The sequence below is a fragment of the Fictibacillus halophilus genome, assembly GCF_042680145.1.
GTDB classification, from domain to species: domain Bacteria; phylum Bacillota; class Bacilli; order Bacillales; family Fictibacillaceae; genus Fictibacillus; species Fictibacillus halophilus_A.
The window spans coordinates 1,760,635-1,784,277 of the sequence record NZ_JBHTNQ010000001.1 but is presented as its reverse complement, the minus strand read 5'-3'; the positions used below and the strand labels follow the sequence as shown (position 1 = coordinate 1,784,277).

Below are 23,643 nucleotides of genomic sequence, written 5' to 3'. Positions count from 1 at the left end.
GGGACTGGGCTTGTCAATTTTTTCTAATCGGCAATTTTCGCAGAAAAATAAAGGATTTTGAACAAAATAAACAAAAGGAGCTGACTGAAATGAAAATTTTTCTTAAATTATTTCCGCTGCTGTTAGCCGGGATTCTGATATCTTCGTATATTACACCCGCTGTACACGCGGCATATCCTGGCATGCAGGAGCCAGCCTATGCAAAATGGGGAAGACTGGCTGTTTTCGAAACCGGAAAACGCTATCCGGATTACGATATCGTTGATTATTTATATATGGGTCGAAATTTAGCTCAAAACGAAGATATTGTCGAAAAGTTTAAGCTGTGGCTCAAAAAAGGTTCCTCTGAAAAAGGAGTTATTATAACTATTACACTAACTCCTAATGGTGTATTTAAAACAATAGCCTTTCAAGAAACTGACCGTTAAATTTATTTAATATTACCTAATTCTTCAGATCGTCTTACTGCTTTCTTGATACAAGCTATGAAAGCATCATGTACTTGGTATTGATCCAGCTTTCCTATACCCGCTTCAGTTGTTCCGCCAGGACTTGTTACTTTTTTTCGGAGTTCTATTGGAGATTCTGATGTGTTCTTTAACATAAGAGAGGCGCCGAGGAGAGTTTGAGAAATTAATGTTTTAGCCTCTTCATGGGACAGACTTAATTCTTCAGCTGCTTTTTGCATCGCTTCCGCAATATAATAAATATAAGCAGGACCGCTGCCAGAGAGCCCTGTAACGATATGAAGCTTATCTTCTGGCACAAGTGTTACGGTTCCGATCGTTTCAAAAAGCTCAACTGCTTTTTGTACATGAACATCTGAAGCAGATATACCTTTGGAAAGAGCGGTTGCAGAATATCCGATTGATGCTGATGTATTAGGCATTGCCCGAAGTACAGGATTGTCATTATTCGTCCATTCTGTAATGGTTCTTGTTGATATTCCTGCCATTACAGAAATAATGAGCTGCTCTTTCTGTATAAAAGGTTCAAGACTTTTGACAGCTTGCGGAGCATCCTTCGGCTTAACAGCTAAAATGATAATTTCAGCATCTGATACTGCTTCCTTTATAGTTGGAGCAGGGATTACACCGTACTTTGTCTGAAGCTCTTTAAGCCTCTCAGAATTGCTGCGGTTTTTAATCGTGATAAGATTTGCTTGCCATTTATTTGTTTTAATAAGCCCTTCCATAATCGCTTCAGCCATAGCACCTGCACCAATAAATGTGATTTTTTCTTTTTTCACGACAGATCCCTCCCTCAATTTTTGAGTATAAAAAAACTCCCAAGTCCTGGTTAAAGGACGGATGGGAGTGATCCGTGGTACCACCTTTATTGGCAAAAGTTCTTGCCCGCTCGAAACGCCTGTATCGCAGAACTGCGCTGGATTTCTCCAGATGCTCTAAGGGCAGGTTCAGCATTTCCTTTTCCGATGAAATCTTGCAGCCTTCGGATTCCACTCTCTGATCGGGGGAGAATACTTACTGATCCCTTTCAACGCAAATTATATTATCCAAATCTTTTATATTTTAAAAAACATTATGCTATGATTTCTATATGTATGTCAACAAGTAATTTTTTGGAGGAAATCATGACAAAAGCTGCAACTATTATTCCGATTACCCTGCCTACACCATTTGATGTGGGTCCTGTCAATTGCTGCCTCCTTATAGGTGATGCGGTTACTCTTATCGATTCTGGTCCAAGGACCGATGAAGCAAGAGAGGTCCTTTTATCTTCTTTAAAAGAAAACAGACTCTCATTTAAAGATTTGGATCAATACATATGCACACATTATCATCCTGATCATGCTGGTCTCTCTAAAGAAATTCAGCAGGCAGGTGTGGATACTCTGATGCTCAAAGAAGCTGTTCCTTATGTCAGCGGCGACAGCGATTTTTTGAAATGGGCTGATTCATTCTATATAGAGCTTTATCGTGCTTTTGGTGTGCCAGATTCATTAGGAAGGCTGGAGCTATTGAAACTGAAAAAATACCGTGAGTTTATTACTCCTTTCATGCCTGATCTGACACCATTGCCTGGGGAAAGTGTTCCTGGACATGAAGGATTTGTTTTTTTAAAAACGCCGGGGCATGCTCCGGATCATTTATCTCTTTACAATGAGGTGCAAGGTGTTTTTATTGGCGGAGATGTTCTTTTGCCGCATATTTCATCAAATGCACTACTTGAACCGCCGGCACTTCATGAAAAAGACCGGCCAAAAACTTTGCTTCAGTACCGTGAGACACTTCAAAATCTATTAACGTTAAATCTTCAAACGGTTTATCCTGGGCATGGCGAGCCTTTTGAAAATGCACATGAATTAATACGTAAAAGACTGCACGATCAGAACGAGCGCGCAAAAGCCATTGAAAAGCTGTTAAATGATGAGCCATTAACTGTATTTGAATTGTGTGTCCGTCTTTTTCCAAAGCTGTACGAAAAACAGCTTGGTTTAGTCGTATCTGAAGTATCAGGCCATCTTGAGCTTCTTCAAGAAGAGGGAAGAATTATAAAAGCAGAAGAAGAAGGGCTATTTTATTTTAGACAGACAGGAGCAGTTCGATGAGTACACTAAAAAATAAAGTGGTTGCGATTACAGGAGCTTCAGGCGGACTCGGAGCATACCTTGCGCTGGATGCTGCGAAAAAGGGGGCTTTGCCAGTATTGTTCGCAAGAAGGGAAGACCAGTTGAAAATCGTTCAGGATACAATCTTTAAAGAAACTGGAATTAAAGCCCCTTTCTATACATTGGATGTTTCTGACCCTGATAGCGTTGAGAAAGTTTTTACCCAAGTTTTAATTGATCAAAAAAACGTACATATTTTAGTTAATAATGCTGGTTTTGGAGTCTTTGAGGAATTTGCAGATGCTCCCTGGAAGAATATTGAGGGGATGTTCTCTACAAATGTTTTAGGCTTGATGGCATGTACTCGTGCGGTTCTGCCGCATATGCTCCAGAGAGGCAGCGGGCACATCATCAATATCGCATCACAAGCTGGAAAGATTTCAACACCAAAATCAAGTGTGTATGCAGCAACAAAACATGCAGTTCTTGGCTTCTCCAACGGACTGCGTCTTGAAGTAGCGCATAAAGGTGTTCATATAACAACAGTTAATCCAGGCCCGATCGCTACCGATTTTTTCACGCTTGCTGACAAATCGGGCAACTATGTAAAAAATATTCAAAAGTTTATGCTTCAGCCTTCTCACGTTTCACAAAAGATCTTAGAGGCTATGCAGCGTCCTGTACGTGAGATTAATCTGCCATGGTGGATGAATATTGGCAGTACAGCTTATCAAGTTATGCCGCGATTAGTGGAAAAACTCGGGGGAAAATCATTCCGGCAAAAGTAGGATACCGTAATAATATTATGTAAACTAAAGGAGACGATTGTATGTCGATTCAAGTTCGAAACTAAGATTTGTGGATTCAAAGCCAAAACTTTTGGATTGAAGAGCAAAACTCGTGGATTGAGACCCGAAATTTTTGGATTGAGATCCAAAACTCGTGGATTAAGGTCCAAATCCTATGGATTATTGTCCGGAATTCCTCGCATAAAGGCAGGTTCTGTTTTCTGGAGCAGAACCTGTTATTTATTTGTAAAATAGTCATAAACAACGTCTTGAATTATAGCGTACATCGCTTCTTCCTGATCTTCCTCTTTGATTTGCTCCATTATTTTCATTTCCAGCTGACTCCATTCTTGTTCGGTCAGCATGCAATCCTCTTCCTCCCATAAATAATCCTTTAATGCTCGTAAAATCATTTTGCGAAGCAATGAACGATTCATATTTTTCACCTGCCTTTCCTTTATAAATCCTAGACTTATGAGCCCAAAACGTCAATCTGCAAAAAATGCTGAAAAAATTACCATTGTTATAAGAACATATATTCGGTTAAAATGGGTATACATATAAAGAACAGATGTTCGTATTGTGATAAGGGGGCTTGTGACAAATGAACTATGAAAATATGCCAGAGCGTACCATTTTGTGTATGGATATGAAAAGCTTTTACGCCAGCTGTGCTGCTGTTCGCTTAGGGTTAAACCCGCTCACATGTTATTTAGCAGTGGTGGGAGATACAGAACGGCAGGGAAGTGTCGTTCTTGCTGCCTCTCCGCGATTAAAGGCAGATTTCGGCATCCGCACTGGAAACCGCTTGTTTGAAATTCCTAAAAATAAAGACATCATTGTAGTGAACGCCCAAATGTCCTTTTTTCTTGAGAGGTCAATGGAAATTACAAAGCTGCTGCACCGTTATGTCCCGCCTGAATCTATTCACACATACAGTGTGGATGAAAGTTTTCTTCAAGCAGACGGAACGGAAAAGTTATGGGGAAGTCCTCAGGAATTAGCTGAAAAGATCCGCCGGGATATCTGGAGGGAATTCGGATTGCCGTGTGCGATCGGAATTGGACCGAACATGCTGATGTCAAAGCTTTGTTTAGATCTTGAAGCGAAGAAAAAAGGTGTTGCCGAGTGGGGATATGAAGATGTTGAAACGAAACTCTGGCCTCTATCGCCTTTAAGCAAAATGTGGGGAATCGGGTCAAGAGTGGAGCGGACCTTAAACAGGATGGGGATTGTGACAGTTGGTGACCTGGCACATTATCCGCTCGAACTTTTAGAGAAAAAATTCGGCATCATGGGAAATCAGCTTTACTATCATGCATGGGGGGTCGATTTATCCGAAATCGGTGCTCCCATCATGCAGGGACAGATCAGCTATGGGAAAAGCCAGATTTTGCTCAGAGACTATACAGATATTACCGAGATCAAACATGTCATTTTAGAGATGTGCGAAGAGGTGGCAAGACGTGCAAGAAGAGCAGGGAAAGCAGGGAGGACGATAAGCTTTGGAGTAGGGTACAGCAAAGATGAAGGAGGCGGAGGCTTTTATCGCTCTAAGACGATCGAGCAGCCGTCTAATATTACGATGGAGCTTTATCAAGTTTGTCTGGAATTGTTTCGCACCTTTTATCAGGGGCAGACTGTACGCAAAATATCGATTGCTTTGTCAAACGTGTGTGAGGATACGGAAACACAGCTCACTCTCTTTTCTTTAGATCATCCAAAAAAAAGACAAATCGGCTATGTCATGGACGAGATCAGGCAAAAATATGGTTCGAATTCTCTCTTACGGGCTGTTTCTTATACAAAAGGAGGGACTGCTCTATACAGAAGCCGTCTCTTAGGCGGACATAAGGCATAGGGAGGGAGAAACGGTGATTCGTGACAGAGGAACGATAAAATGGACTGCTATGATGCTTCCAGAGCACGTGAAAATGTTAAGAGAACATCAGGATGGTCTGGATTATGGAAGAAAACCAGAGCTTGATGAACAAAGATATGAAGAATTTAATGAAATCATCTGTGTGGCGATGGAGGAGAACCGGAAACTGAAATTCAAGTATTATCAAAAAGGAAAGATAGCCGAACTCGCCGGCCATGTTCATTATGTGGATGAAATAAAAAAAGAACTGCGCGTGATGAATAAAATGGACACGATGCATCTTTTAAAAGTGATGGACATCGTGGATATCGAATACACATATTGAAAGAAGCTGGCTCAAAATTCTGAGCCAGCTTCTTAACATCAGCCAAAAATCTGTGTTAAATATATCATGATTAAAAGTCCCGCAATAAATGATAATGTTGCTGAGCGGGCATGTCCGTCTCCATGACTTTCAGGAATAAGCTCTTTATAAACAATAAACAGCATCGCACCGGCAGCAAAAGAGAGCCCATAAGGCACAAGGTTTTCAACGTATGAAGTTAATACGTAGCCAATCATAGCCGTAACGATTTCAACAGCTCCAGTTAAAGTGGCAATAAAAAAGGCTTTTAGTCTATTCATCTTTTGATGTATTAAAAAGAGTGCAACAAGCAGTCCTTCAGGAGCATTCTGCAAACCGATTGCAAACGCGATCAACCCTCCAAGGCCTGCATCATCACTCGCATAGCTTACACCTACTGATAGTCCTTCAGGAAGATTATGAAGCGTTATGGCAGCAATAACTAAAGCTGCTTTCGCATCAATGCCTTTAAGGATTCTAGTATGATCTAAGTCTACATGCGGGACGAATCTTTCTAAGATCATCAGTGTCAATGTACCAAGAGTAATACCAATTGTAAGCACAGTTAAGTTTGATAGTTCGAGCGCTTGAGGTATTAAACTAAAAGTTGATGCAGCAACCATAATACCTGCGGTAAGAGCAAGCAGTATATCGCGGAACCGGTGTGTCACCTGAGACCAGAAAAGAACAGGTAATGCACCAAAGCCGGTTGCTAATGCAGATAAAACACTTCCAAATAAAGCAGCTTCCATTCAGTTACCCACCTTAGTCAAATATCCATTTTTGATGAAAATATTCATATGGCTCTTTTAGTATACCTTCTTTTCGTTTTTAATAGAAGTAAGCGCAACGAAAGCGTTTGAAATGGATTAAAAGAAGGTGACACTTTGAAAGTCATTATTATTGATCCGAGCCATGGAGGAAATGATCCAGGCGCGGTAAATAAGAGCAGTTTTGAAAAAACATTTAACCTGGCGATCGCCAAGAAAATACAGTTGTATCTGCAGAATAATTATGAAGTGAAAGTATTGCTGACTCGCAGCTCAGATACAACTGTTTCATTAGATGACAGAACTGATTTTGCTAACAAGCAAAAGGCAGATTTTTATTTATCGATTCACCAAAACAGTGGTGGCGGGGAAGGTTTCGAAAGTTATGTATATGTAAACGTCGGGGCTGAAACAAAAAAAATCCAAAATGCGATACATGCTCGTACTGCAGCAGTAATGAATAAATACGGAGCTCAAAATAGAGGGCAGAAGCAGGCGGATTTTCAGGTCCTTCGTGAAACGAAGATGCCAGCTGTGCTGCTGGAAGTTTTGTTTATCGATAACGCTGGGAACCTTGCTCTATTAAACAGAGAAGATTTCCAAAATGAAGTGTCCGCTGCCATTGCATCAGGGGCTGCTGTGGGGCTTTCATTAAAACAAAAACAGCAGGAAACGAAAGAGCTTTTTATCGCGGTAGCAGGTGCGTTTGAACAAAAACAAAATGCTGAAGCAAGAGTCCGACTTTTAGCAGATAAGAAGATTTCAGGATTTATTGACGAAGAGACCATAATCAATAAAAAATATTACAGAGTACAAGCTGGAGCTTTTCAAAAAAGAGAAAATGCTGAAGCTCACGTCATGAAGATACGCGCTTTAGGAATAAAGGATGCCAATGTAATAGTAAAGGGAGAAGATAAGGGGCAAGCACCTGCTCCAGAGCCTCCAAAACCAGCACCTACAGCTGGCCTAACAATACAAGGGATAACATTGCTTTCTGCCGATGAAATAGAAAGATTTGTCCGTAAAGTAAATCCGAATGCGCCAGAATTAGCTGTATTATATGTTCAGATTGGACAAGTATACGGCATCAGAGGAGACGCGGCATATTCACAAGCTATTCATGAAACAGGATATTTCCGCTTTCAGGGCAGTGTAAAAGCTTCTCAAAATAATTTCGCCGGAATTGGCGCAACCGGGAAGGCAGAAGGAGCAACATTTAAAACACCAGAAGAAGGTGTATTGGCTCATATACAGCATCTATATGCATATAGTTCCACAGAGCCTTTACCTCCGCAATATCCTTTGGTTGACCCGAGATTCGACCTCGTTCAAAGAGGAAGTGCAAAGACATGGAATCAATTAAACGGAAAGTGGGCAGTTCCGGGTACAAATTACAGCAATATGATTCTCGAAATCTATAAATTAATGCTCAATGAAACAAAAGCACTTTTGCAAGAAAGAGTAAATCAGTTAGACAAACAACTAAAAGAAATATAAAGCCGGATTATTTTCCGGCTTTTTTGCACGATCAGAAAGTATAATTTGTTAGCACGATGATTTTCGAGTGTGGCAACAAGTTTAGGTCGATAGTATGAGCGCAACTAAGGCTGACGTGAAAGGGTTGGCGTCAGCCAAGTTTTCTTTATATGCATCCAGGAAAAATTAGCCAAGAACTTGGGGAGATTATATAATATAAATTGCTGAATTCGATATTAATGTTACACGTTACAGGAAGCAAAAAGCCCTGATGAGAGAATCTTATCTTTCAGGTGAGTACTGGGCGGATCACAAATAATTTCAATCGGATCATCTGGATAGATGGAGAGAGCAATAATGCCTAAGAAGCTCTTTCCATCAGCTGTGCGGTCTCCTTTCTTAATATAAATAGATTCTTGAAAACTGCCTGTAAGCTCTACAAGTTTCGCAGCACGGTCTGCAAAAATAGGTGCTGTTGCTTTTACAATCACAATATAACCTCCTTTGCCAATCACACATATGTATGGATATGTGCAGAAGAAGGAAAAATGCTTACTAAATTAGATTTCTCATGGAGGAAATATGAAAATCACAAAAAAATGGCTGATCATCATGTTAAGTACGGCTATTCTAGTCTTATTAGTTTTGTGGCTGCAAAAAAATTATAAAGGGTTTAGTCCTGAAGAATTTAGAAATTGGATCATGCAATGGGGGCTGCTGGCACCGTTTCTCTTTATATTGCTCTATACGGTGAGGCCGTTTGTATTATTTCCATCGTCTATATTTGCAATAACAAGCGGTCTTTCTTTTGGTTTCTACTGGGGTTGTTTGTATACATATCTCGGCTCGCTTGGAGGAGGGCTGGTCACTTATTATGCTGTTAACCGGTTAGGCCGATTTAAGAAAAGTAAGCAATGGAAAAATGAAAGGTATAATAAAATACGCAGCAATATTGAGAGAGAAGGGTTTCGTTATGTACTGCTGCTGAGGCTGCTTCCTGTATTAAATTATGATCTTGTAAGCTATTTAACTTCGATTACTAAAGTGAAATTTAAAGATTACGCAATTGCAACAGCAATCGGGATAATTCCCGGAACGATAGCATATACCTATCTTGGTACTTCTATGACATCTCAAAGCAAGGAAGTCATTTGGATCGGAACAACCTTGCTTTTTGTTATTGTGGGATTACCCCTTATATTCAAAAAGAAGATGAAGGCAAGGATTGGATTATAAATAAACCTAATTGCTTAAAAAGCAGTATCTTTTGTTATGACATTCAGAGCTGATTCAGCATCTGCTCCTTCAACGATATACAGAAAAGAATCGCCTTCTTTTAAAGTAAGGAAAAATGATACGAGCTGGGAAAGTCCTGATGCGTGAACGGTATGGCCGTTTTTGGACAAAAAAAGCTGACTGTTAATAGATTTAGCAGAGTGCATAATTTCAAGTGCTTTATTTACGGTATATTTAGCTGTAACTTTAACTTTTTTTGAACAAATCTGTTTCATTTTTATAGCCTCCTGAGGTTGTGAATTGCTGATATATTTCCCATTAATTTTAAAAGTGAAACATGGCCTATAGTCCTGATTTTTTTTCTTCCAATAAAAATTACAGCAATTTGGCCCATATAAAAAGAGTACCGCCTCTTCAGGGAGGGTAGGTACTCTTTTTGTATGGCTCTTAAAAGGTTGTTGTCTTTAAATCGTTTTTGTGAAGACCCTTCGTTGCTAGTTGATTGGAGCGCAAGGTGCGAGACTCCAGCGGGATCAGCGGGACAGGTGAGACTCCACAGGCGCCTTGCGCCGAGGAGGCTCACCGCACGCCCCGCGGAAAGCGAGCATTTTGGAGCGGAAATCAACCACTATCAATTAAGCAGAAGTCTTTGCTTTTTCGCGTTTTGCCTGTCTTCTAAAGAATAATTCGTAAAGCACTGGGACAATAATTAATGTTAGCAGAGTGGAAGTAGTGAGTCCTCCGATAACCACAATTGCCAGTCCTTTTGAGATTAATGTTCCAGATGAAGTAGTCAATGCGAGCGGTATAAGTGCCGCAATTGTAGCAAAGGCCGTCATTAAGATCGGTCTTAGACGAGTTTTCCCTGCTTCAAGAAGTGCTTCACGCACTGGCATGCCCTTGACTTCTCTGTTCTGTCCAATACGATCAACTAATACGATCGCATTCGTTGTTACGATACCGATAAGCATCAATATTCCAATCATAGCACTCACAGATAGCGGTTCATTGATTAAGAATAATCCCCCGATTGCCCCGACGGGAACAAATAATAGAGAAGAAAGAATAATAAACGGTATACGTGCACGGCCAAACGTAATCAGCATCGTTAAGTATACGAGACCGATTGCAACAAGCATTGCTAGACCGAGATCTTTAAAAGTATCCATTGTCTCTTCGCTTCCGCCGCCGCCTTCTGTTGATACAGATGATGGCAGATCAACATTATCTTCTACACCTTTTATTACTTCTTGCGTTACTTTTTGAACATTATCACCTTTTACTTGTGCAGAAACTTGAGCATAGACTTTGCCATCAAGTTTTTGGATGGCAGTTACCGTTTCTTTTTCAGATACCTCTGCAACCTCAGAAATCTTTACAGGGCCTGATGTTCCAAAGACAGTGAGATCTTTAATTTCATCAAGAGTTTTTACAGCTTCATCATATTTAACTCTTACGTTCTTTTCGTCACCATCAAGTGTCAATTCCCCGACTTCAACTGGCTTCGTAACATCAGAGACTGCACCAAGGACAGCGAATCCTGAGACACCTTTTTCAGCTGCTTTTTCAGTATCGATATCAACTGCCCATTGCTTTTGTGTATCTTTGAAGTTATTTGACACATATTTGATAGAATCAAGTGTCTTCATATACTCTTCAACTTGAGCTGCTGCTTTTTGAAGATCATCCAAATCATTGGAATAAAGATCGATGTTTACTTCATTGTTAGAAGGAGGTCCTCCGCTTGAAACTTCCTGTAAGCTAAGAACTGTTCCTTTTGCTTTTTCGTCTGTAATTTCTTTTATTCCGAATTCTAATTCTTTTAGTTCTTTTTCAACGTTTGTTTCTTTTTTAAGATTAATAAAATAGTTTGCTACGTTCTGCCGTTTAAGACCGGTTTGGAAATCACGGGAACCAATACCTGCGGTAACATCTTTTATAGTGTCGCGTCCAGCTAAATATTTTTCAACTTCCAGGGAAATTTCATTCGTTTTAGAAACATTTGTACTCGCTGGAAGTTCAACATTGACTGTCAATGTTTTTTGCTCTTCGTTTGGAAGGAATACCATTCCTAGTTTTGTAGCAAGGAAGAATGATCCTCCAAGGAGAATAAAGGACGTTAACAGAACGATAATTTTATGATTCAGTGATGCTTTAATCAGTTTTTCATATCCGCGCTGCATAGGACCGTCATTTTTTTCAGGCTTTACCTTTTTAAATGCATATTTTGCAAGTATAGGTACAATTGTAACGGCTACAATCAGTGACGCTAATAAAGCAAAAACAACGGTTAATGCAAATGGAAGGAAGAATTCTCCCGTGACACCGCCAACAAGTCCAAGCGGTAAGAAAACTACAACTGTTGTAATGGTTGAAGACACGATCGCTTTTAAAATTTCCCGTGTAGAATCAATGATTAATTCATCACGGTCAAACGCGCCATCAGCTTTCCTGATTCGTCTGAAAATATTTTCGATAACTACGATACTATCATCTACTACACGGCCGACAGCTACGGCCATACCGCCAAGAGTCATAATGTTAAGCGTAATATCAAGACGGTCTAAAAAAATTGCCGATACTAACAATGAGAGCGGGATAGATATAATCGCAATAATTGTTGCACGGAAGTTTCTTAAGAAGATGAGTACAGCAAGTGATGCGAATATGGCACCGAAAAGACCTTCTTTAACGAGTGTATTTACAGAATCTTTAATGCCTTCTGCCTGTCCGAATCCAATTGCATAATTTAATTTATCGTCATATTTTTCTTTGTTAAGAACTTCTATAACTTTTTCTGCTACCTCAACCGTATTTGCATCTTGTTTTTTAGTAACAGCCATAGATAGAGAAGATTTTTGATTGAAACGTGTAATTTCATTTACATCTTCAGTTTCTTTAATTTCAGCAATATCTCCAAGCTTAATGCTAGGAGAAGATACAGGTGCCTGTGCTTGCGCAGGAGCTCCTTGGTCTCCGGCAGCAGGAGGTCCGCCGCTTTCTCCAGGACCGTTTGCTCCGCCTTGGCTTCCTGATGGAGCTGCAGCAGCACCCGAAATCGTAATTTGTTTTAATTCTGCAATCGTATCAACCGCTTCTTCTACACGAACAGGAACAGTAATAGAATCATCTGTAACGGTTCCTGCTGGGAATGAGAGATCTCGGCCTTTAATGGCGTCTTTGACAGCGTTAAGTGAAACACCAGCTTGCTTTGCTTTCTCACGATCGAGTGTAATGGATACGAATGTTTCTTTTACACCGCCGACAGATACGTTATTTACACCTTGAATCTTCTTTAGTTCAGGTACGAGTTGGCTGTCAACAAAGGCTTGAATATCTTCGCCCTCCTTTTCAGGGAACAAGGAGATGTTGTAGATCGGAATTGTACCGAAAGAAAAGCGGCTGACATCTGGCTCAACAGAGTCTGGCAGATCAGTTTCTGAAATAATGGATTTCACTTGATCTTCAACATCATCCATGTTTGCAGAAAAAGGAAAATCCATACTAATGATCGAAACACTTTCTAGTGAAGAACTCTTCACAGATTTTACATCTTCTACTTGTTTTAATTGAGTCTCAAGCTTGTCAGTAACTTGCTTATTTACATCCTCAGGTGAAGCACCAGGGTATACCGTCTGGATCGTTAACTGGGGAAACTCAACATTAGGAAGCAAATCCACTTTTAAATTTGTGAACGAAAAAACACCGCTTACAATCAATAAAAATGAAAAGATAAATATTGCTACCGGGTTTTTCAAACTAAATTTTGTTAGCCAGTTCATAGATTCCTCTCCTACGTTTAGATTAATATGTGTATTTTCACATATGTATAACTATAATATAATAAAAGTATCAGTTTTATATCAAGTAAATTGAATAAAGAATTTGTGAAAAGTATGTTACAATTCAATTCAGTACAGTGAGAAAGAAGGGTAACAAATGGCGTTAAGGTATGCGCTGTTAGGTTTATTAGCAAAAAATGAAGCAACAGGTTATGAGCTTACACAGCAATTTAAAGAAACAGTTATCCATTTTTGGACAGCCCATCATACTCAGATTTACCGTGAACTTCTTAAAATGGAAGAAGAGGGGCTGGCAGATTCTAAAATCATTCAACAAACTGATTATCCAGATAAGAAAATATATAAAATTACTGACAAAGGATTTGAACAGCTGCTCGAATGGATGCTGAATAAGCCTGTAAATGTTCCTAAGCTGAAGGATGATCTGCTCTTAAAAGTTTCGATGTTTCATTTTATTCCGGTTGAACAGGCAATAGCCTTTCTGGAAAAAAGCAAAGAGCATCATCAGATGGGACTCATGATGACGAAAAAATGGCAAGATGAAAATTTCCCAAAGGGTACTTATAAAGAAAAGGAACTTGGAGAATATTTAACGAGTGAATTTGGGATTCGGTATATGGAGAGCTGGTTGTCCTGGTGCGACTGGGCGATAGACGTTTTAAAAAAGAAAGGTGAGTTTTAATTTTATGGAAGTCGTGTTTACTGATGCAGCGCTAGAAAGACTGCAAAATAGAATGCAAGGTAAAAAGGGGTCCCTAAAACTGAAGCATGATACAGAAGGGTGCGGATGTGTCGTGAGCGGGATTCCAGCACTTTGGCTGGTTGAAAAACCGGAGGATAATGATACGAAAATCCTGACCAACGGGCCTGATCTTTATATGGATTACAACACAGAGGTCTTCTTTGATGAAAAGATGACGATTGATGCAACGGCAGGCAATCATTTTTCCTTAAAAAGTCCAAGCGAGATCTTAAATTCTGCGATGAAATATTATGATAAAACAGAGCAAAACACGGGCAGCTAATAAGCCCGTGTTTTTATGTATCCTTACATTGATATTGTAAAAATTGAAGTCGCTTCATTGCTAGTTGATTGGAGTGTAAGGTGCGAGACTCCTGCGGGATCAGTGGGACAGGTGAGACTCCTAATGGTGCATAGCGCCAAGGAGGCTCACCGCACACCCCGCGGAAAGGGAGCACCTGAAACGGAAATCAACTACTTCTAAAAGCTACAATTTAATAATTATCCTTGAAGAACATTTTTCAGAAGACCGAATTGCTTGCTTGATACTGGTTTTGAAAGAAGCGGGGAGATAAAAGCAGATGCTTCTAAAAGTTTATCAAGCTGTATGCCTGTAGAGATTCCCATCTGGGACAGCATGTAGACTACATCTTCAGAGGCAACGTTTCCTGAGGCGCCAGGTGCGAAAGGGCATCCCCCAAGTCCTCCTGCAGATGTGTCAAAGCGGTCTATGCCAGCTTGCATACTCGCGAAAATATTCGCAAGTGCCATACCGCGCGTGTCATGGAAATGTCCTGTTATAAGTGTAGTAGAGCGCAGGTGATGCTTTAATAAAGTAAACAATTCAAAGCATTCAATAGGATTTGCCATTCCGATCGTATCAGCCACGCTGAGTTCATCAACACCCATTTCCTCAAAGTCCTGACAAACCTTTAAAACAGCGTGCTCATCTATCTTTCCTTCAAATGGACAATAAAAGCTGGTAGAGATACAAGCTCTTACAAAATAACCTCTGCGTTTCAGATCCTCGATCAGCGGTCTTAACTCGCTCATGCTTTCTTCTGTTGTCTTATTGATATTTTTTTTGTTAAATGAATCACTTACACCTACAAAAACAGCAATGTGCTTCACTCCAGCTTCAACTGCCATATCAATTCCTTTTTTATTCGGTGCCAGAACAAAGTTACGCAGGTCATCCATACAATGTTCAATAACTGTACCAGCGTCCTGCATCTGAGGGACCCACTTCGGTGAAACGAAAGAGGTAAGTTCCATCTCTTGAAAGCCAGCATTTTTTAATAGAGATATAAATTGAATCTTATCTTTTGCGGTTATAAAATTTTTCTCGTTTTGAAGTCCGTCCCGCGGGCCGACTTCGATCAGAGTGACTCTCTCGGGTAATTCCATCTTTGTAAAAACCCTCCTTGAAACCGTTTTCTTGTTTTTATTTTAACTGTAAAAAATCGTTGTTTGCAATACTTTTGAATTGTTATGGTATGATATAAAGGAATTTTCAGAAATTTTTACGTTTTAAAGAGGAGGAGACTACAAATGGTTTCAAGAGAGAGAGAAGCTGTCATTGTAAGCGCTGTCAGAACGCCGATTGGAAGCTTCATGGGAAGTTTAAAAACGGTAGCAGCGACAGAATTAGGAGCAATTGCAATCAAAGACTCTTTAAAGAAAGCAGGTATCCCGCATGATGCTGTAGATGAAGTCATCATGGGGAATGTTCTCCAAGCAGGATTGGGACAGAATCCGGCTCGTCAAGCAGCAATGAAAGCAGGACTCCCGATCGGTGTATCAAGTATGACAATCAATAAAGTATGCGGCTCTGGATTAAAAGCACTTCATCTTGCTTGCCAGGCAATTTGGCTGGATGAGGCCGATGTAATCGTCTGCGGCGGGATGGAAAATATGAGCCAAGCTCCTTATTTGCTGAACGGGGCTAGAGATGGACTGCGCATGGGCAATGCCCCTATGGTCGACTCTATGATTAATGACGGCTTATGGTGCGCATTTGGCGATTATCATATGGGAATTACAGCTGAAAATCTATGTGAAACGCACTCGCTTTCCCGTGAGGAACTGGATGAGTTTGCAGCTGAAAGCCAAAGGAAGTGTGCTGAAGCTCAAGAACAAGGAAAGTTTAATGATGAAATTACAGCAGTGGAGATCCCTCAAAGAAAAGGAGATCCATTGATTATAGATAAGGATGAATATCCGAAAGCAGGCTCTACAAGTGAAAAGCTTGCTAAATTAAGACCTGCCTTCAAGAAAGACGGAATGGTTACAGCAGGGAACGCTTCAGGGATCAATGATGGTGCAGCTGCGCTTGTTGTAATGAGCAGAAAAAAGGCAGAAGAACTTGGATTAAAACCACTCGCTGTCGTAAAGGCGAACGCTAGTGCAGGTGTAGCTCCAGAAGTAATGGGCATAGGACCTGTTGAAGCGGTGCAAAAAGTGCTGAAGAAAACTAACATGAAAATGGATGATATTGATCTTGTCGAGGCAAACGAAGCTTTTGCGAGTCAGTCACTTGCTGTAGGAAAAGATCTTGGATTTGATAAAGAAAAATTAAACGTAAATGGCGGTGCAATTGCACTTGGACATCCGATCGGAGCAAGCGGTGCAAGAATTGTTGTTACATTGCTTCATGAGATGAAAAGAAGAAAATCCAAATGCGGTTTAGCAACGCTTTGTATCGGCGGAGGCCAGGGAGTAGCCTCTATCTTTGAAAACGAAGAAAATTAATGTTTTAGAAGGAAGAAAAGAGAGATTCGGCACTAATAAAACATCAAAAAAGGAGAGATAGCTCATGAAACCAATATTGAATTCAGCGTTAGAAGCTGTAGCGGACATTAAAGATGGATCAACTCTTTTAGTAGGCGGTTTTGGATTAGTAGGCATTCCCGAAAATTTAATTCTTGCTTTAGTGGAAAAAGGAACAAAAGATCTTACAGTGATTTCAAACAACTGCGGAGTGGACGACTGGGGTTTAGGTCTGCTTCTTAAAAACAAACAGATTAAGAAAATGGTAGGGTCATACGTTGGTGAGAATAAAGAGTTTGAGAGACAAGTATTATCAGGTGAAATTGAAGTAGAACTCATCCCGCAAGGAACGCTTGCTGAAAGAATTCGTGCAGGCGGTGCTGGAATTCCAGCGTTCTATACACCTGCTGGAGTTGGAACACCGATCGCAGAAGGAAAAGAAACACGTACGTTTAACGGAAAAGAATATCTGCTTGAAGAAGGAATTGTTGCAGATTTCAGCTTGATTCGTGCCGCAAAAGGGGACAAAGCAGGAAATCTGATCTATAACAAAACAGCTCGTAACTTCAACCCGATGATTGCTGCTGCAGGTAAAGTAACAATTGCAGAGGTAGAAGAGCTTGTTGAAATCGGAGATCTTCATCCGGATTACATACATACACCTGGTGTGTACGTACAAAAGCTAATCGTAGGAACTCAAGAAAAGCGCATTGAACGCTTAACAGTAAAACAAGGCTAAGAGGAGGGGAAACCGTTATGAATATCAGAGAAAGAATCGCGAAGCGTGCAGAAAAAGAGATTGAATCAGGTTTTTATGTAAACTTGGGAATCGGTATGCCAACGATGGTAGCCAACTTCATTTCGGATAATAAAGAGGTTGTACTGCAATCGGAGAACGGGCTCCTCGGTATCGGACCGTATCCTCTTGAAAGCGAAGTAGATCCTGACCTGATCAATGCTGGGAAAGAGACAGTAACGGCCATTAAAGGCGCATCTTATTTTGACAGCTCTGAATCATTTGCTATGATCCGCGGCGGTCATATTGACATTGCCATTTTAGGCGGAATGGAAGTTTCAGAGGATGGCGACCTTGCTAACTGGATGATTCCAGGCAAGATGATCAAAGGAATGGGCGGGGCAATGGATCTTGTTCATGGCGCGAAAAAAATCATCGTAATCATGGAACATGTAAATAAAGCAGGAGAAAGCAAAATCTTAAAGAGCTGCCAGCTTCCTTTGACAGGAAAAGGCGTAGTTGAGCGAATCATTACTGACCGGGCTGTAATGGATGTATCCGAAAATGGTCTTGTTTTAAAAGAAGTTGCAGAAGGATACTCCGTTGATGATGTTTTAAATTCAACAGAAGCTAAACTTACAGTCTCAGATGATATTAAACTAAACGCATATTAAAATTCGGGCGGGGGACAGTAGGCTGTTCAGGCGAATGTAGTCCTTGATGCGGCAGATGAACTTGGTGCATCTCAAGCCAAGACTGCTATGGCTGTGGCATGGGGTGATGCTTGGACGAACTTGATCCAGCCATTCTGGACGCTTCCTGCGCTTGCGATTGCAGGAATAAAAGCAAAGGATATTATTGGATTCTGCTTAATATCCCTTTTTGTAAGCGGGATAATCATTTGTGCAAAGTTCTTAATCTTTTAAAAGAGGTGCAGAATTGATATGAGTATCTACTTAATTGATGGTGCCAGAACCGCATTTGGTTCTTTTGGAAAATCTTTAACAGATATATCCCCGACACAGCTAGGAGAAACAACGGCAGTTGAAGCAATGAAACGAGCCAATGTAACTCCTTCGGATGTGACAGATGTGGTATATGGAAATGTTATTCACTCTAGTAAGAATGCGGCTTATGTTGGGCGTCATACAGCGCTAAAGGCAGGTGTTCCTTCAAGTGTTCCCGCAATGCTGGTCAACAGGCTATGCGGATCGGGACTGCAAGCTGTTGTCTCTGCCATGCAGAATCTTCGAGATCATGAAGGGGGCATAGCATTATGCGGTGGGATTGAAAACATGTCCCAGTCTCCACATGCTTCATTTACTCACCGATTCTACAATCAAAAATTCGGTGCAATCTCTTTTGAGGATATGCTGCTTCAAACATTAAGTGATGAGTATATAGGATGCGGGATGGGGATTACTGCAGAAAATTTAGCACAACAGTATAACATCTCAAGAGAAGAACAAGATGAATATGCAAGTCATAGCCATCAAAAAGCTGCAGAAGCACGTGAAAGCGGTCGATTTAAAGATGAAATCGTGCCTGTAACCTTAAAAAATGGCGAACTTTTTACTGAGGATGAAGGGATTAAACCGCATACTTCCTCTTCAAACCTTGGACAGCTGCGTCCTTCTTTCCAGAAAGATGGAACAGTAACTGCAGGGAATTCGTCATCGATTAATGACGGTGCTGTTTCTTTAATTCTTGCTCATGAAAAAGATATAAAGGCAAAGAAATTAAAACCCCTAGCAGAGATCGTTTCATGGGCAGTGACAGGTGTCGATCCTAACGTCATGGGAATCGGTCCAGTTCCTACAATTAAGATGGCTCTAAATAGAGCGAACCTGTCTATTGACGATATTGGATTGTTTGAAATAAATGAAGCATTCAGCTCCCAATACTTAGCTGTGGAAAAAGAGCTAAAGCTAGATCGAAGCCGTACAAATGTAAATGGAGGAGCTATTGCATTAGGTCATCCCGTTGGAGCAAGCGGTGCGAGACTTTTGTTAACACTTGCATACGAAATGAAGAAGCGGAATGAAACATACGGCGCTGCAAGTCTTTGTATCGGTGGTGGCCAGGGAATTGCAATGATTTTGAAACTGGCGAAATAAAAAAGGGGGCTGCCAAAAAGTAAGGTGAACTTACTTATGGCAGCCCCAAATTTTTTATTTTCGATGCGTTTCATAAGTTTCTGCTGGAAACAAAGCCTCAAGTTCTTTTCTTTCACTTTCAGTCAGCCCCGGAGATTTAAAGGTATTGATATTTTCTAACAGCTGTTCAGACGAACTTGCTCCAGCTGCAGCGGTTGCTACAACTGAGTGACTGAGAATAAATTTTAATGCTGTTTGAGTAAGTTTTTCGCCTTGCGGGATGAGCGCTTTAACCTTTTCTAAGTTCTGTTGAATATCAAATCCACTAAAAGATAGAAACTTGTCGTCCCGATTCTTCTCAAATGCCTTCTCGCTAAGCCATCCTTTTGCGACAGGTCCCCGTGCCACAACACTGATTTCTTTGGATTTTAAGTAAGGAAAAAGTTCTTCCGGTCTTCTGTCAAGAAGGCTGTACTGCATCATTACGCTTTGGATGTTAGAATGCTCAGCATAATATTGGATTGTGTTCGGACGAATTGACGATATGCCGTAATAACGAATCAATCCTTCAGATGCCAGTTCTTCAAAAGCTTCAATCGTTTCATCCATCGGATCTTCGATAGTTCCGCCATGCAGCTGATAAAGATCGATATAATCCGTTTGCAAGCGGCGCAGGCTTTCTTTAAGAGCAGATTTTATGTACTTTTTAGACGGATTCCAATTCCAGCTATCCTTAGCTTCATTCCAGTCATTCCCGCCTTTAGTTGCAAGGATAATATCTTGCCTTACCTCTTTTAAAAGCTTTCCTACTAATTCTTCATTCCAGCCAAAATTATATAAATCAGCTGTGTCAAAATAGTTAATACCATAATCGAGAGCTGTCTTCACAATGTTCTCGTTTTCCTTTCCAAGGTCAGGAGAAAGGGACATGCAGCCAAGTCCAAGTTCACTTGCATAAAGTTCAGAAGTACCAATCCTTCTTTTGTTGATCATTTTTTTCACCTCCAAATGGTATTTTACCGGAAATTATTTTTATTAAACGTATCACATAAATAGACAAAAATAAAAACTCCCCGATTTCTGGGAAGCTACTTTTTGGGTGCTGTTGCATCAATCCAGTCTTGAACAAGCTCGTGCTGCCGCATATAGTTTCTTAACATATATTTGATCTGCCATGCTTTACCTACTAATGTAATTCCTTTTGGCTGCAAATAGATCTTCATTCTTACCCCCCCTTTTACTTGCTAGTAATGGAAGTATTCCAAAGTATGATAGACTTTATGTAGCGAAAGAAATAAATAGACCATTGGAGTGTGTAAAATGGAAAATTTGACAGAGAAAACGATAAGCAAAGAACAGATATATAATGGAAAGATTATAGATTTATATGTAGAAGAAGTAGAACTGCCTAACAAAAAGATCGGAAAACGTGAGATTGTTAAGCATCCAGGGGCTGTAGCTATACTGGCTGTTACAGATGAAGGGAAAATCCTCATGGTGGAACAATTTCGCAAACCTCTAGAGAAGACCATCATTGAGATTCCGGCAGGCAAGCTCGAAAAAGGGGAAGACCCGCTGGAATGTGCAAAACGGGAGCTGCTTGAAGAGACAGGGTACAGCTGCGAAAAAATGGAGTCGATCGGTTCCTTTTACACTTCACCAGGTTTTGCTGATGAGCTGATTCATTTATTTTTCACAGATTCATTAATAAATAAAGGTGCTCAGATGACAGACGAAGATGAATTCTTAAATGCTATGGAAATAAGTGTTGATGAAGCGAGACAAATGGTGAGAGACGAAAGAATTCATGATGCGAAAACCGCCTACGGTGTAATGTATATGGAGCTAGCTCGTGCAGCAGGCAGATAATCTGCATCCTTATTTTGCCGATATGCATATTCATATCGGTGCATCACGAACAGGAAGACCAGTTAAGATAACAGGTTCTCGTACATTAACACTTTCGAATATTTTATATGAAGCGAAATACAAAAAAGGTATGGATATCATCGGAATTATAGATTGTCATGCACCTGAAGTTTTAGATGAATTGAAAGAAATGAAGGAAAACGGGCAGTTAAATGAACACAAAGACGGTGGATTAGAAGTGGATGGACTCACTCTCATTCCCGGAACTGAAATTGAAATTAATGATGAAAACTGTCAAGGACCACTTCATGTCTTAGTATATATGCCTGATCTGAATAAAATGGAAACATTGAGCAGCTGGCTAGGTGCTCGTATGAAGAATATTAATTTGAGCTCACAGCGAATGTACGGGAGTGCAAAAGAGCTGCAAAATACAGTTCAGCAATTAGGAGGATTATTCATCCCCGCTCATATTTTTACTCCATTTAAGAGTTTGTACGGAAAAGGGGTTAAATCTTCTATCTTTGAAGTTCTCGATCCAAATTTAATAGACGCTGTTGAGCTGGGACTAAGCTCAAACACAGAAATGGCATCTCGGTTACATGAATTGTCGCCTTATCCGTTTTTATCAAACTCAGATGCTCATTCTTTAGAAAAGATTGCCCGCGAGTATCAGATGATTACTCTTGCTGTACCTACTTTTAAAGAATTTAAAATGGCTTTAGAAGGAAAAGAAGGAAGGGGAATCATCGCTAACTACGGGTTAAATCCTTACTTGGGGAAGTATTATAACTCAGTATGTGAAAAATGTTTGGATACTTTCGATTATAAAAACATGAATACTTGCCGGAAATGCGGCAGCAGCAAGTTTATAAAAGGAGTTCATGACAGAATCCAAGAGCTAAAAAGCGATTCAGAACAAAATTCAGTAAACCGCCCTCCATATGTACACCAAATACCATTGGAGTTCATACCAGGTCTTGGTCCAAAAACACTGCTCAAATTACGTGAAGCATTCGGTACAGATATGGATATTATTCATGCTGCACCTGCTGAGCAGTTAAAAAAAATCATAAAACCATCACTTGCAAATCACATCCTTTCTGCGCGTTCTGGAGAACTGTCCATCCAGATGGGCGGAGGGGGAACATACGGCAAGATAGTATCGGGTAAACCTATCAATTCATAAAAAAGAGACATACCTCTTCTGCTGATTCATAGAATAGAAATAAGAGTTTTGGTAGAGGAGGGCAAGGCCACATGGATAATCTTCGTTACTATATGCATCAGCACTTGCAGGAAAATAAAACGCTGTACGCTTTTGTTGGCGTTTTATTTTTAATGGGAGTAATATTTGGAGCAATCATCGTTAATTCCTTAAGCCTTAATCAAAAACAAGATCTTTATACGTATTTATCCCGTTTTTTTATTCAGGCATCAGAAGGCGGGTTTACTAGCAGATCGGATATGTTCTTTCAAAGTTTTGGACATTATTTAAAATATATGGGGCTTATGTGGCTGTTAGGTTTATCAGTTATCGGGCTGCCAGTCATTTTGATCATGTTATTTTTAAAAGGTGTAGTAATCGGGTTCACAGTAGGATTCCTAGTTAATCAGATGGGCTGGTATGGTTTTTTATTATCTTTCGTTTCGGTGCTTCCGCAAAATGTGCTTTTAATCCCTGCTTTTATTATCGTTTCAGTAGCTGCGATTTCTTTTTCTATTAAAATGATCCGTCAGCTCGCTTTCAAGAGACATCATGTTCCGTTTTTGCCACAGTTGCTGCGTTATTCCTTGCTGGTAGCAGGGGTTGGCATCATGGTATTTTTAGCTTCAACTCTAGAAGCGTTTTTCACGCCCGCCTTAATGGAACAAGTCATAAAGTGGTCGATACATTAGGTAATAATAATTGTTTTTTAATAATAAGTTTAAATCGTTAATTAAAATGACTTTAAATTGACAACTTTTTTTTCCATGCTTATAATTGTCTTGTGTATACATAAGGAGGAAACGGGTATGGAAAGCAGAATCGACCGTATCAAAAAACAGCTGCATTCACAAAGTTATAAGCTGACTCCACAGCGTGAGGCGACCGTGAGAGTCCTCCTCGAAAATGAAGAAGATCATTTAAGTGCGGAAGACGTCTATTTACTCGTCAAAGAAAAAGCGCCAGAGATTGGTCTTGCAACAGTCTACCGTACACTGGAACTTTTAACAGAACTTAAAGTAGTAGATAAAATAAACTTTGGTGACGGTGTTTCCCGTTATGATCTTAGAACGGAAGGTGCCGATCACTTTCATCACCATTTGGTGTGTATTGAGTGTGGAGCTGTTGATGAAATACAAGAAGACCTTCTTGGTGATGTGGAAAAAGTTGTTGAAGAGGGCTGGAATTTTAAAATTAAAGATCATAGGCTGACATTTCATGGTATTTGTCACAGATGTCACCCAGACGATAATAATGAAGGTGAAGGAAGCGGAGAGTAGCGCTTCCTTTTTTATCATTATTTATTACTTTTCTAATGGAAAGAAATATTTACAAAAGTTTATGAATCAGGTAA

26 protein-coding genes, 1 pseudogene and 1 other annotated feature are annotated in these 23,643 nt (G+C 40.2%); of the genes and pseudogenes, 18 read left to right on the top strand and 9 right to left on the bottom strand.

The features are described 5' to 3' along the window. Positions 1-89 precede the first annotated feature (89 nt). Positions 90-428 (top strand): DUF3889 domain-containing protein, encoded by a 339-nt coding sequence (locus ACFQ4X_RS09220; protein WP_379834604.1) that lies wholly within the window; start codon positions 90-92, stop codon positions 426-428. 2 nt (positions 429-430) lie between these two features. Here the strand turns inward: ACFQ4X_RS09220 and proC are convergent, their stop codons facing one another. After that, positions 431-1,249: a pyrroline-5-carboxylate reductase gene (gene proC, locus ACFQ4X_RS09215; RefSeq protein ID WP_379834602.1), complete on the bottom strand. Its 819-nt coding sequence runs from the start codon at positions 1,247-1,249 to the stop codon at positions 431-433. Between the two features lie 50 nt (positions 1,250-1,299). Continuing rightward, positions 1,300-1,510: a binding site (T-box leader), on the bottom strand. Positions 1,511-1,594: 84 nt separating this feature from the next. On the opposite strand from proC, the gene ACFQ4X_RS09210 reads away from it, so the two are divergent. Then, positions 1,595-2,572, top strand: coding sequence for an MBL fold metallo-hydrolase (locus ACFQ4X_RS09210; protein WP_379834601.1), 978 nt, complete (start codon positions 1,595-1,597; stop codon positions 2,570-2,572). After that, complete coding sequence (locus tag ACFQ4X_RS09205) at positions 2,569-3,360, top strand: SDR family NAD(P)-dependent oxidoreductase (RefSeq protein WP_379834599.1); 792 nt, start codon at positions 2,569-2,571, stop codon at positions 3,358-3,360. Before ACFQ4X_RS09210 ends, ACFQ4X_RS09205 begins: the two co-directional genes overlap by 4 nt. Before the next feature lie 236 nt (positions 3,361-3,596). Here ACFQ4X_RS09205 and ACFQ4X_RS09200 read toward each other — a convergent pair whose 3' ends face one another. Beyond that, positions 3,597-3,797: a YqzH family protein gene (locus ACFQ4X_RS09200; protein WP_379834597.1), complete on the bottom strand. Its 201-nt coding sequence runs from the start codon at positions 3,795-3,797 to the stop codon at positions 3,597-3,599. A 167-nt stretch (positions 3,798-3,964) separates the two neighbouring features. Here ACFQ4X_RS09200 and ACFQ4X_RS09195 point away from each other — a divergent pair, with 167 nt between their 5' ends. Further along, positions 3,965-5,221: a DNA polymerase thumb domain-containing protein gene (locus ACFQ4X_RS09195; protein ID WP_379834595.1), complete on the top strand. Its 1,257-nt coding sequence runs from the start codon at positions 3,965-3,967 to the stop codon at positions 5,219-5,221. Positions 5,222-5,234: 13 nt separating this feature from the next. Beyond that, positions 5,235-5,567, top strand: a complete 333-nt coding sequence (locus ACFQ4X_RS09190) for a YolD-like family protein (RefSeq protein WP_379834594.1) — start codon at positions 5,235-5,237, stop codon at positions 5,565-5,567. 38 nt (positions 5,568-5,605) lie between these two features. Here ACFQ4X_RS09190 and ACFQ4X_RS09185 read toward each other — a convergent pair whose 3' ends face one another. Beyond that, the gene (locus ACFQ4X_RS09185; RefSeq protein WP_379834592.1) at positions 5,606-6,337 is read right to left on the bottom strand and encodes a ZIP family metal transporter; all 732 of its coding nucleotides are present in this window, start codon (positions 6,335-6,337) and stop codon (positions 5,606-5,608) included. Between the two features lie 135 nt (positions 6,338-6,472). Here ACFQ4X_RS09185 and ACFQ4X_RS09180 point away from each other — a divergent pair, with 135 nt between their 5' ends. Further along, positions 6,473-7,852 (top strand): N-acetylmuramoyl-L-alanine amidase, encoded by a 1,380-nt coding sequence (locus ACFQ4X_RS09180; RefSeq protein ID WP_379834591.1) that lies wholly within the window; start codon positions 6,473-6,475, stop codon positions 7,850-7,852. Between the two features lie 221 nt (positions 7,853-8,073). On the opposite strand, the gene ACFQ4X_RS09175 is transcribed toward ACFQ4X_RS09180, so the two are convergent. Further along, complete coding sequence (locus tag ACFQ4X_RS09175) at positions 8,074-8,322, bottom strand: HPr family phosphocarrier protein (protein ID WP_379834589.1); 249 nt, start codon at positions 8,320-8,322, stop codon at positions 8,074-8,076. A 91-nt stretch (positions 8,323-8,413) separates the two neighbouring features. On the opposite strand from ACFQ4X_RS09175, the gene ACFQ4X_RS09170 reads away from it, so the two are divergent. Continuing rightward, entirely contained in the window at positions 8,414-9,067 is a 654-nt protein-coding gene (locus ACFQ4X_RS09170) for a TVP38/TMEM64 family protein (protein ID WP_379834588.1), read from the top strand. 14 nt (positions 9,068-9,081) lie between these two features. Here ACFQ4X_RS09170 and ACFQ4X_RS09165 read toward each other — a convergent pair whose 3' ends face one another. Continuing rightward, positions 9,082-9,342, bottom strand: coding sequence for an HPr family phosphocarrier protein (locus ACFQ4X_RS09165; protein WP_379834586.1), 261 nt, complete (start codon positions 9,340-9,342; stop codon positions 9,082-9,084). A 360-nt stretch (positions 9,343-9,702) separates the two neighbouring features. After that, a complete protein-coding gene (locus ACFQ4X_RS09160) occupies positions 9,703-12,849 on the bottom strand; it encodes an efflux RND transporter permease subunit (protein ID WP_379834585.1) in 3,147 nt (1,048 codons plus the stop codon). Positions 12,850-13,006: 157 nt separating this feature from the next. On the opposite strand from ACFQ4X_RS09160, the gene ACFQ4X_RS09155 reads away from it, so the two are divergent. Next, positions 13,007-13,552 carry a PadR family transcriptional regulator gene (locus ACFQ4X_RS09155; RefSeq protein ID WP_379834583.1) on the top strand — a complete coding sequence of 182 codons (546 nt, stop codon included), beginning with the start codon at positions 13,007-13,009 and terminating at the stop codon, positions 13,550-13,552. A gap of 4 nt (positions 13,553-13,556) precedes the next feature. Beyond that, on the top strand, positions 13,557-13,895 hold the full coding sequence (locus ACFQ4X_RS09150) for an iron-sulfur cluster biosynthesis family protein (RefSeq protein ID WP_379834581.1): 339 nt from the start codon (positions 13,557-13,559) through the stop codon (positions 13,893-13,895). A gap of 218 nt (positions 13,896-14,113) precedes the next feature. Here ACFQ4X_RS09150 and ACFQ4X_RS09145 read toward each other — a convergent pair whose 3' ends face one another. Continuing rightward, positions 14,114-15,019, bottom strand: coding sequence for a hydroxymethylglutaryl-CoA lyase (locus ACFQ4X_RS09145; protein ID WP_379834580.1), 906 nt, complete (start codon positions 15,017-15,019; stop codon positions 14,114-14,116). Between the two features lie 144 nt (positions 15,020-15,163). Here ACFQ4X_RS09145 and ACFQ4X_RS09140 point away from each other — a divergent pair, with 144 nt between their 5' ends. The 5 genes and pseudogenes from ACFQ4X_RS09140 to ACFQ4X_RS09120 all read left to right on the top strand — a co-directional run bounded on the left by ACFQ4X_RS09140 (position 15,164) and on the right by ACFQ4X_RS09120 (position 19,234). Beyond that, on the top strand, positions 15,164-16,363 hold the full coding sequence (locus ACFQ4X_RS09140; RefSeq protein ID WP_379834578.1) for an acetyl-CoA C-acetyltransferase: 1,200 nt from the start codon (positions 15,164-15,166) through the stop codon (positions 16,361-16,363). A 64-nt stretch (positions 16,364-16,427) separates the two neighbouring features. Then, the gene (locus tag ACFQ4X_RS09135; protein WP_379834577.1) at positions 16,428-17,120 is read left to right on the top strand and encodes a CoA transferase subunit A; all 693 of its coding nucleotides are present in this window, start codon (positions 16,428-16,430) and stop codon (positions 17,118-17,120) included. Positions 17,121-17,137: 17 nt separating this feature from the next. Further along, positions 17,138-17,791, top strand: a complete 654-nt coding sequence (locus tag ACFQ4X_RS09130; protein WP_066290672.1) for a CoA transferase subunit B — start codon at positions 17,138-17,140, stop codon at positions 17,789-17,791. Positions 17,792-17,794: 3 nt separating this feature from the next. Continuing rightward, positions 17,795-18,043: pseudogene (locus tag ACFQ4X_RS09125) on the top strand (TIGR00366 family protein); the annotation flags it as partial. Between the two features lie 18 nt (positions 18,044-18,061). Continuing rightward, positions 18,062-19,234 (top strand): acetyl-CoA C-acetyltransferase, encoded by a 1,173-nt coding sequence (locus tag ACFQ4X_RS09120; protein WP_379834575.1) that lies wholly within the window; start codon positions 18,062-18,064, stop codon positions 19,232-19,234. Between the two features lie 54 nt (positions 19,235-19,288). On the opposite strand, the gene ACFQ4X_RS09115 is transcribed toward ACFQ4X_RS09120, so the two are convergent. Next, positions 19,289-20,203: an aldo/keto reductase gene (locus tag ACFQ4X_RS09115; RefSeq protein WP_379837106.1), complete on the bottom strand. Its 915-nt coding sequence runs from the start codon at positions 20,201-20,203 to the stop codon at positions 19,289-19,291. Positions 20,204-20,301: 98 nt separating this feature from the next. Next, complete coding sequence (mciZ, locus tag ACFQ4X_RS09110; RefSeq protein WP_066290662.1) at positions 20,302-20,436, bottom strand: Z-ring formation inhibitor MciZ; 135 nt, start codon at positions 20,434-20,436, stop codon at positions 20,302-20,304. Positions 20,437-20,533: 97 nt separating this feature from the next. Here mciZ and ACFQ4X_RS09105 point away from each other — a divergent pair, with 97 nt between their 5' ends. From ACFQ4X_RS09105 to ACFQ4X_RS09090, 4 genes are all read left to right on the top strand, one after another. Beyond that, on the top strand, positions 20,534-21,082 hold the full coding sequence (locus ACFQ4X_RS09105; protein ID WP_379834573.1) for an NUDIX hydrolase: 549 nt from the start codon (positions 20,534-20,536) through the stop codon (positions 21,080-21,082). Between the two features lies 1 nt (position 21,083). After that, a complete protein-coding gene (locus ACFQ4X_RS09100) occupies positions 21,084-22,271 on the top strand; it encodes an endonuclease Q family protein (RefSeq protein ID WP_379837104.1) in 1,188 nt (395 codons plus the stop codon). Positions 22,272-22,342: 71 nt separating this feature from the next. After that, on the top strand, positions 22,343-22,981 hold the full coding sequence (spoIIM, locus tag ACFQ4X_RS09095) for a stage II sporulation protein M (protein WP_379834572.1): 639 nt from the start codon (positions 22,343-22,345) through the stop codon (positions 22,979-22,981). Between the two features lie 117 nt (positions 22,982-23,098). Further along, positions 23,099-23,569 carry a Fur family transcriptional regulator gene (locus ACFQ4X_RS09090; RefSeq protein WP_379834570.1) on the top strand — a complete coding sequence of 157 codons (471 nt, stop codon included), beginning with the start codon at positions 23,099-23,101 and terminating at the stop codon, positions 23,567-23,569. The last annotated feature ends 74 nt before the right edge of the window (positions 23,570-23,643 follow it).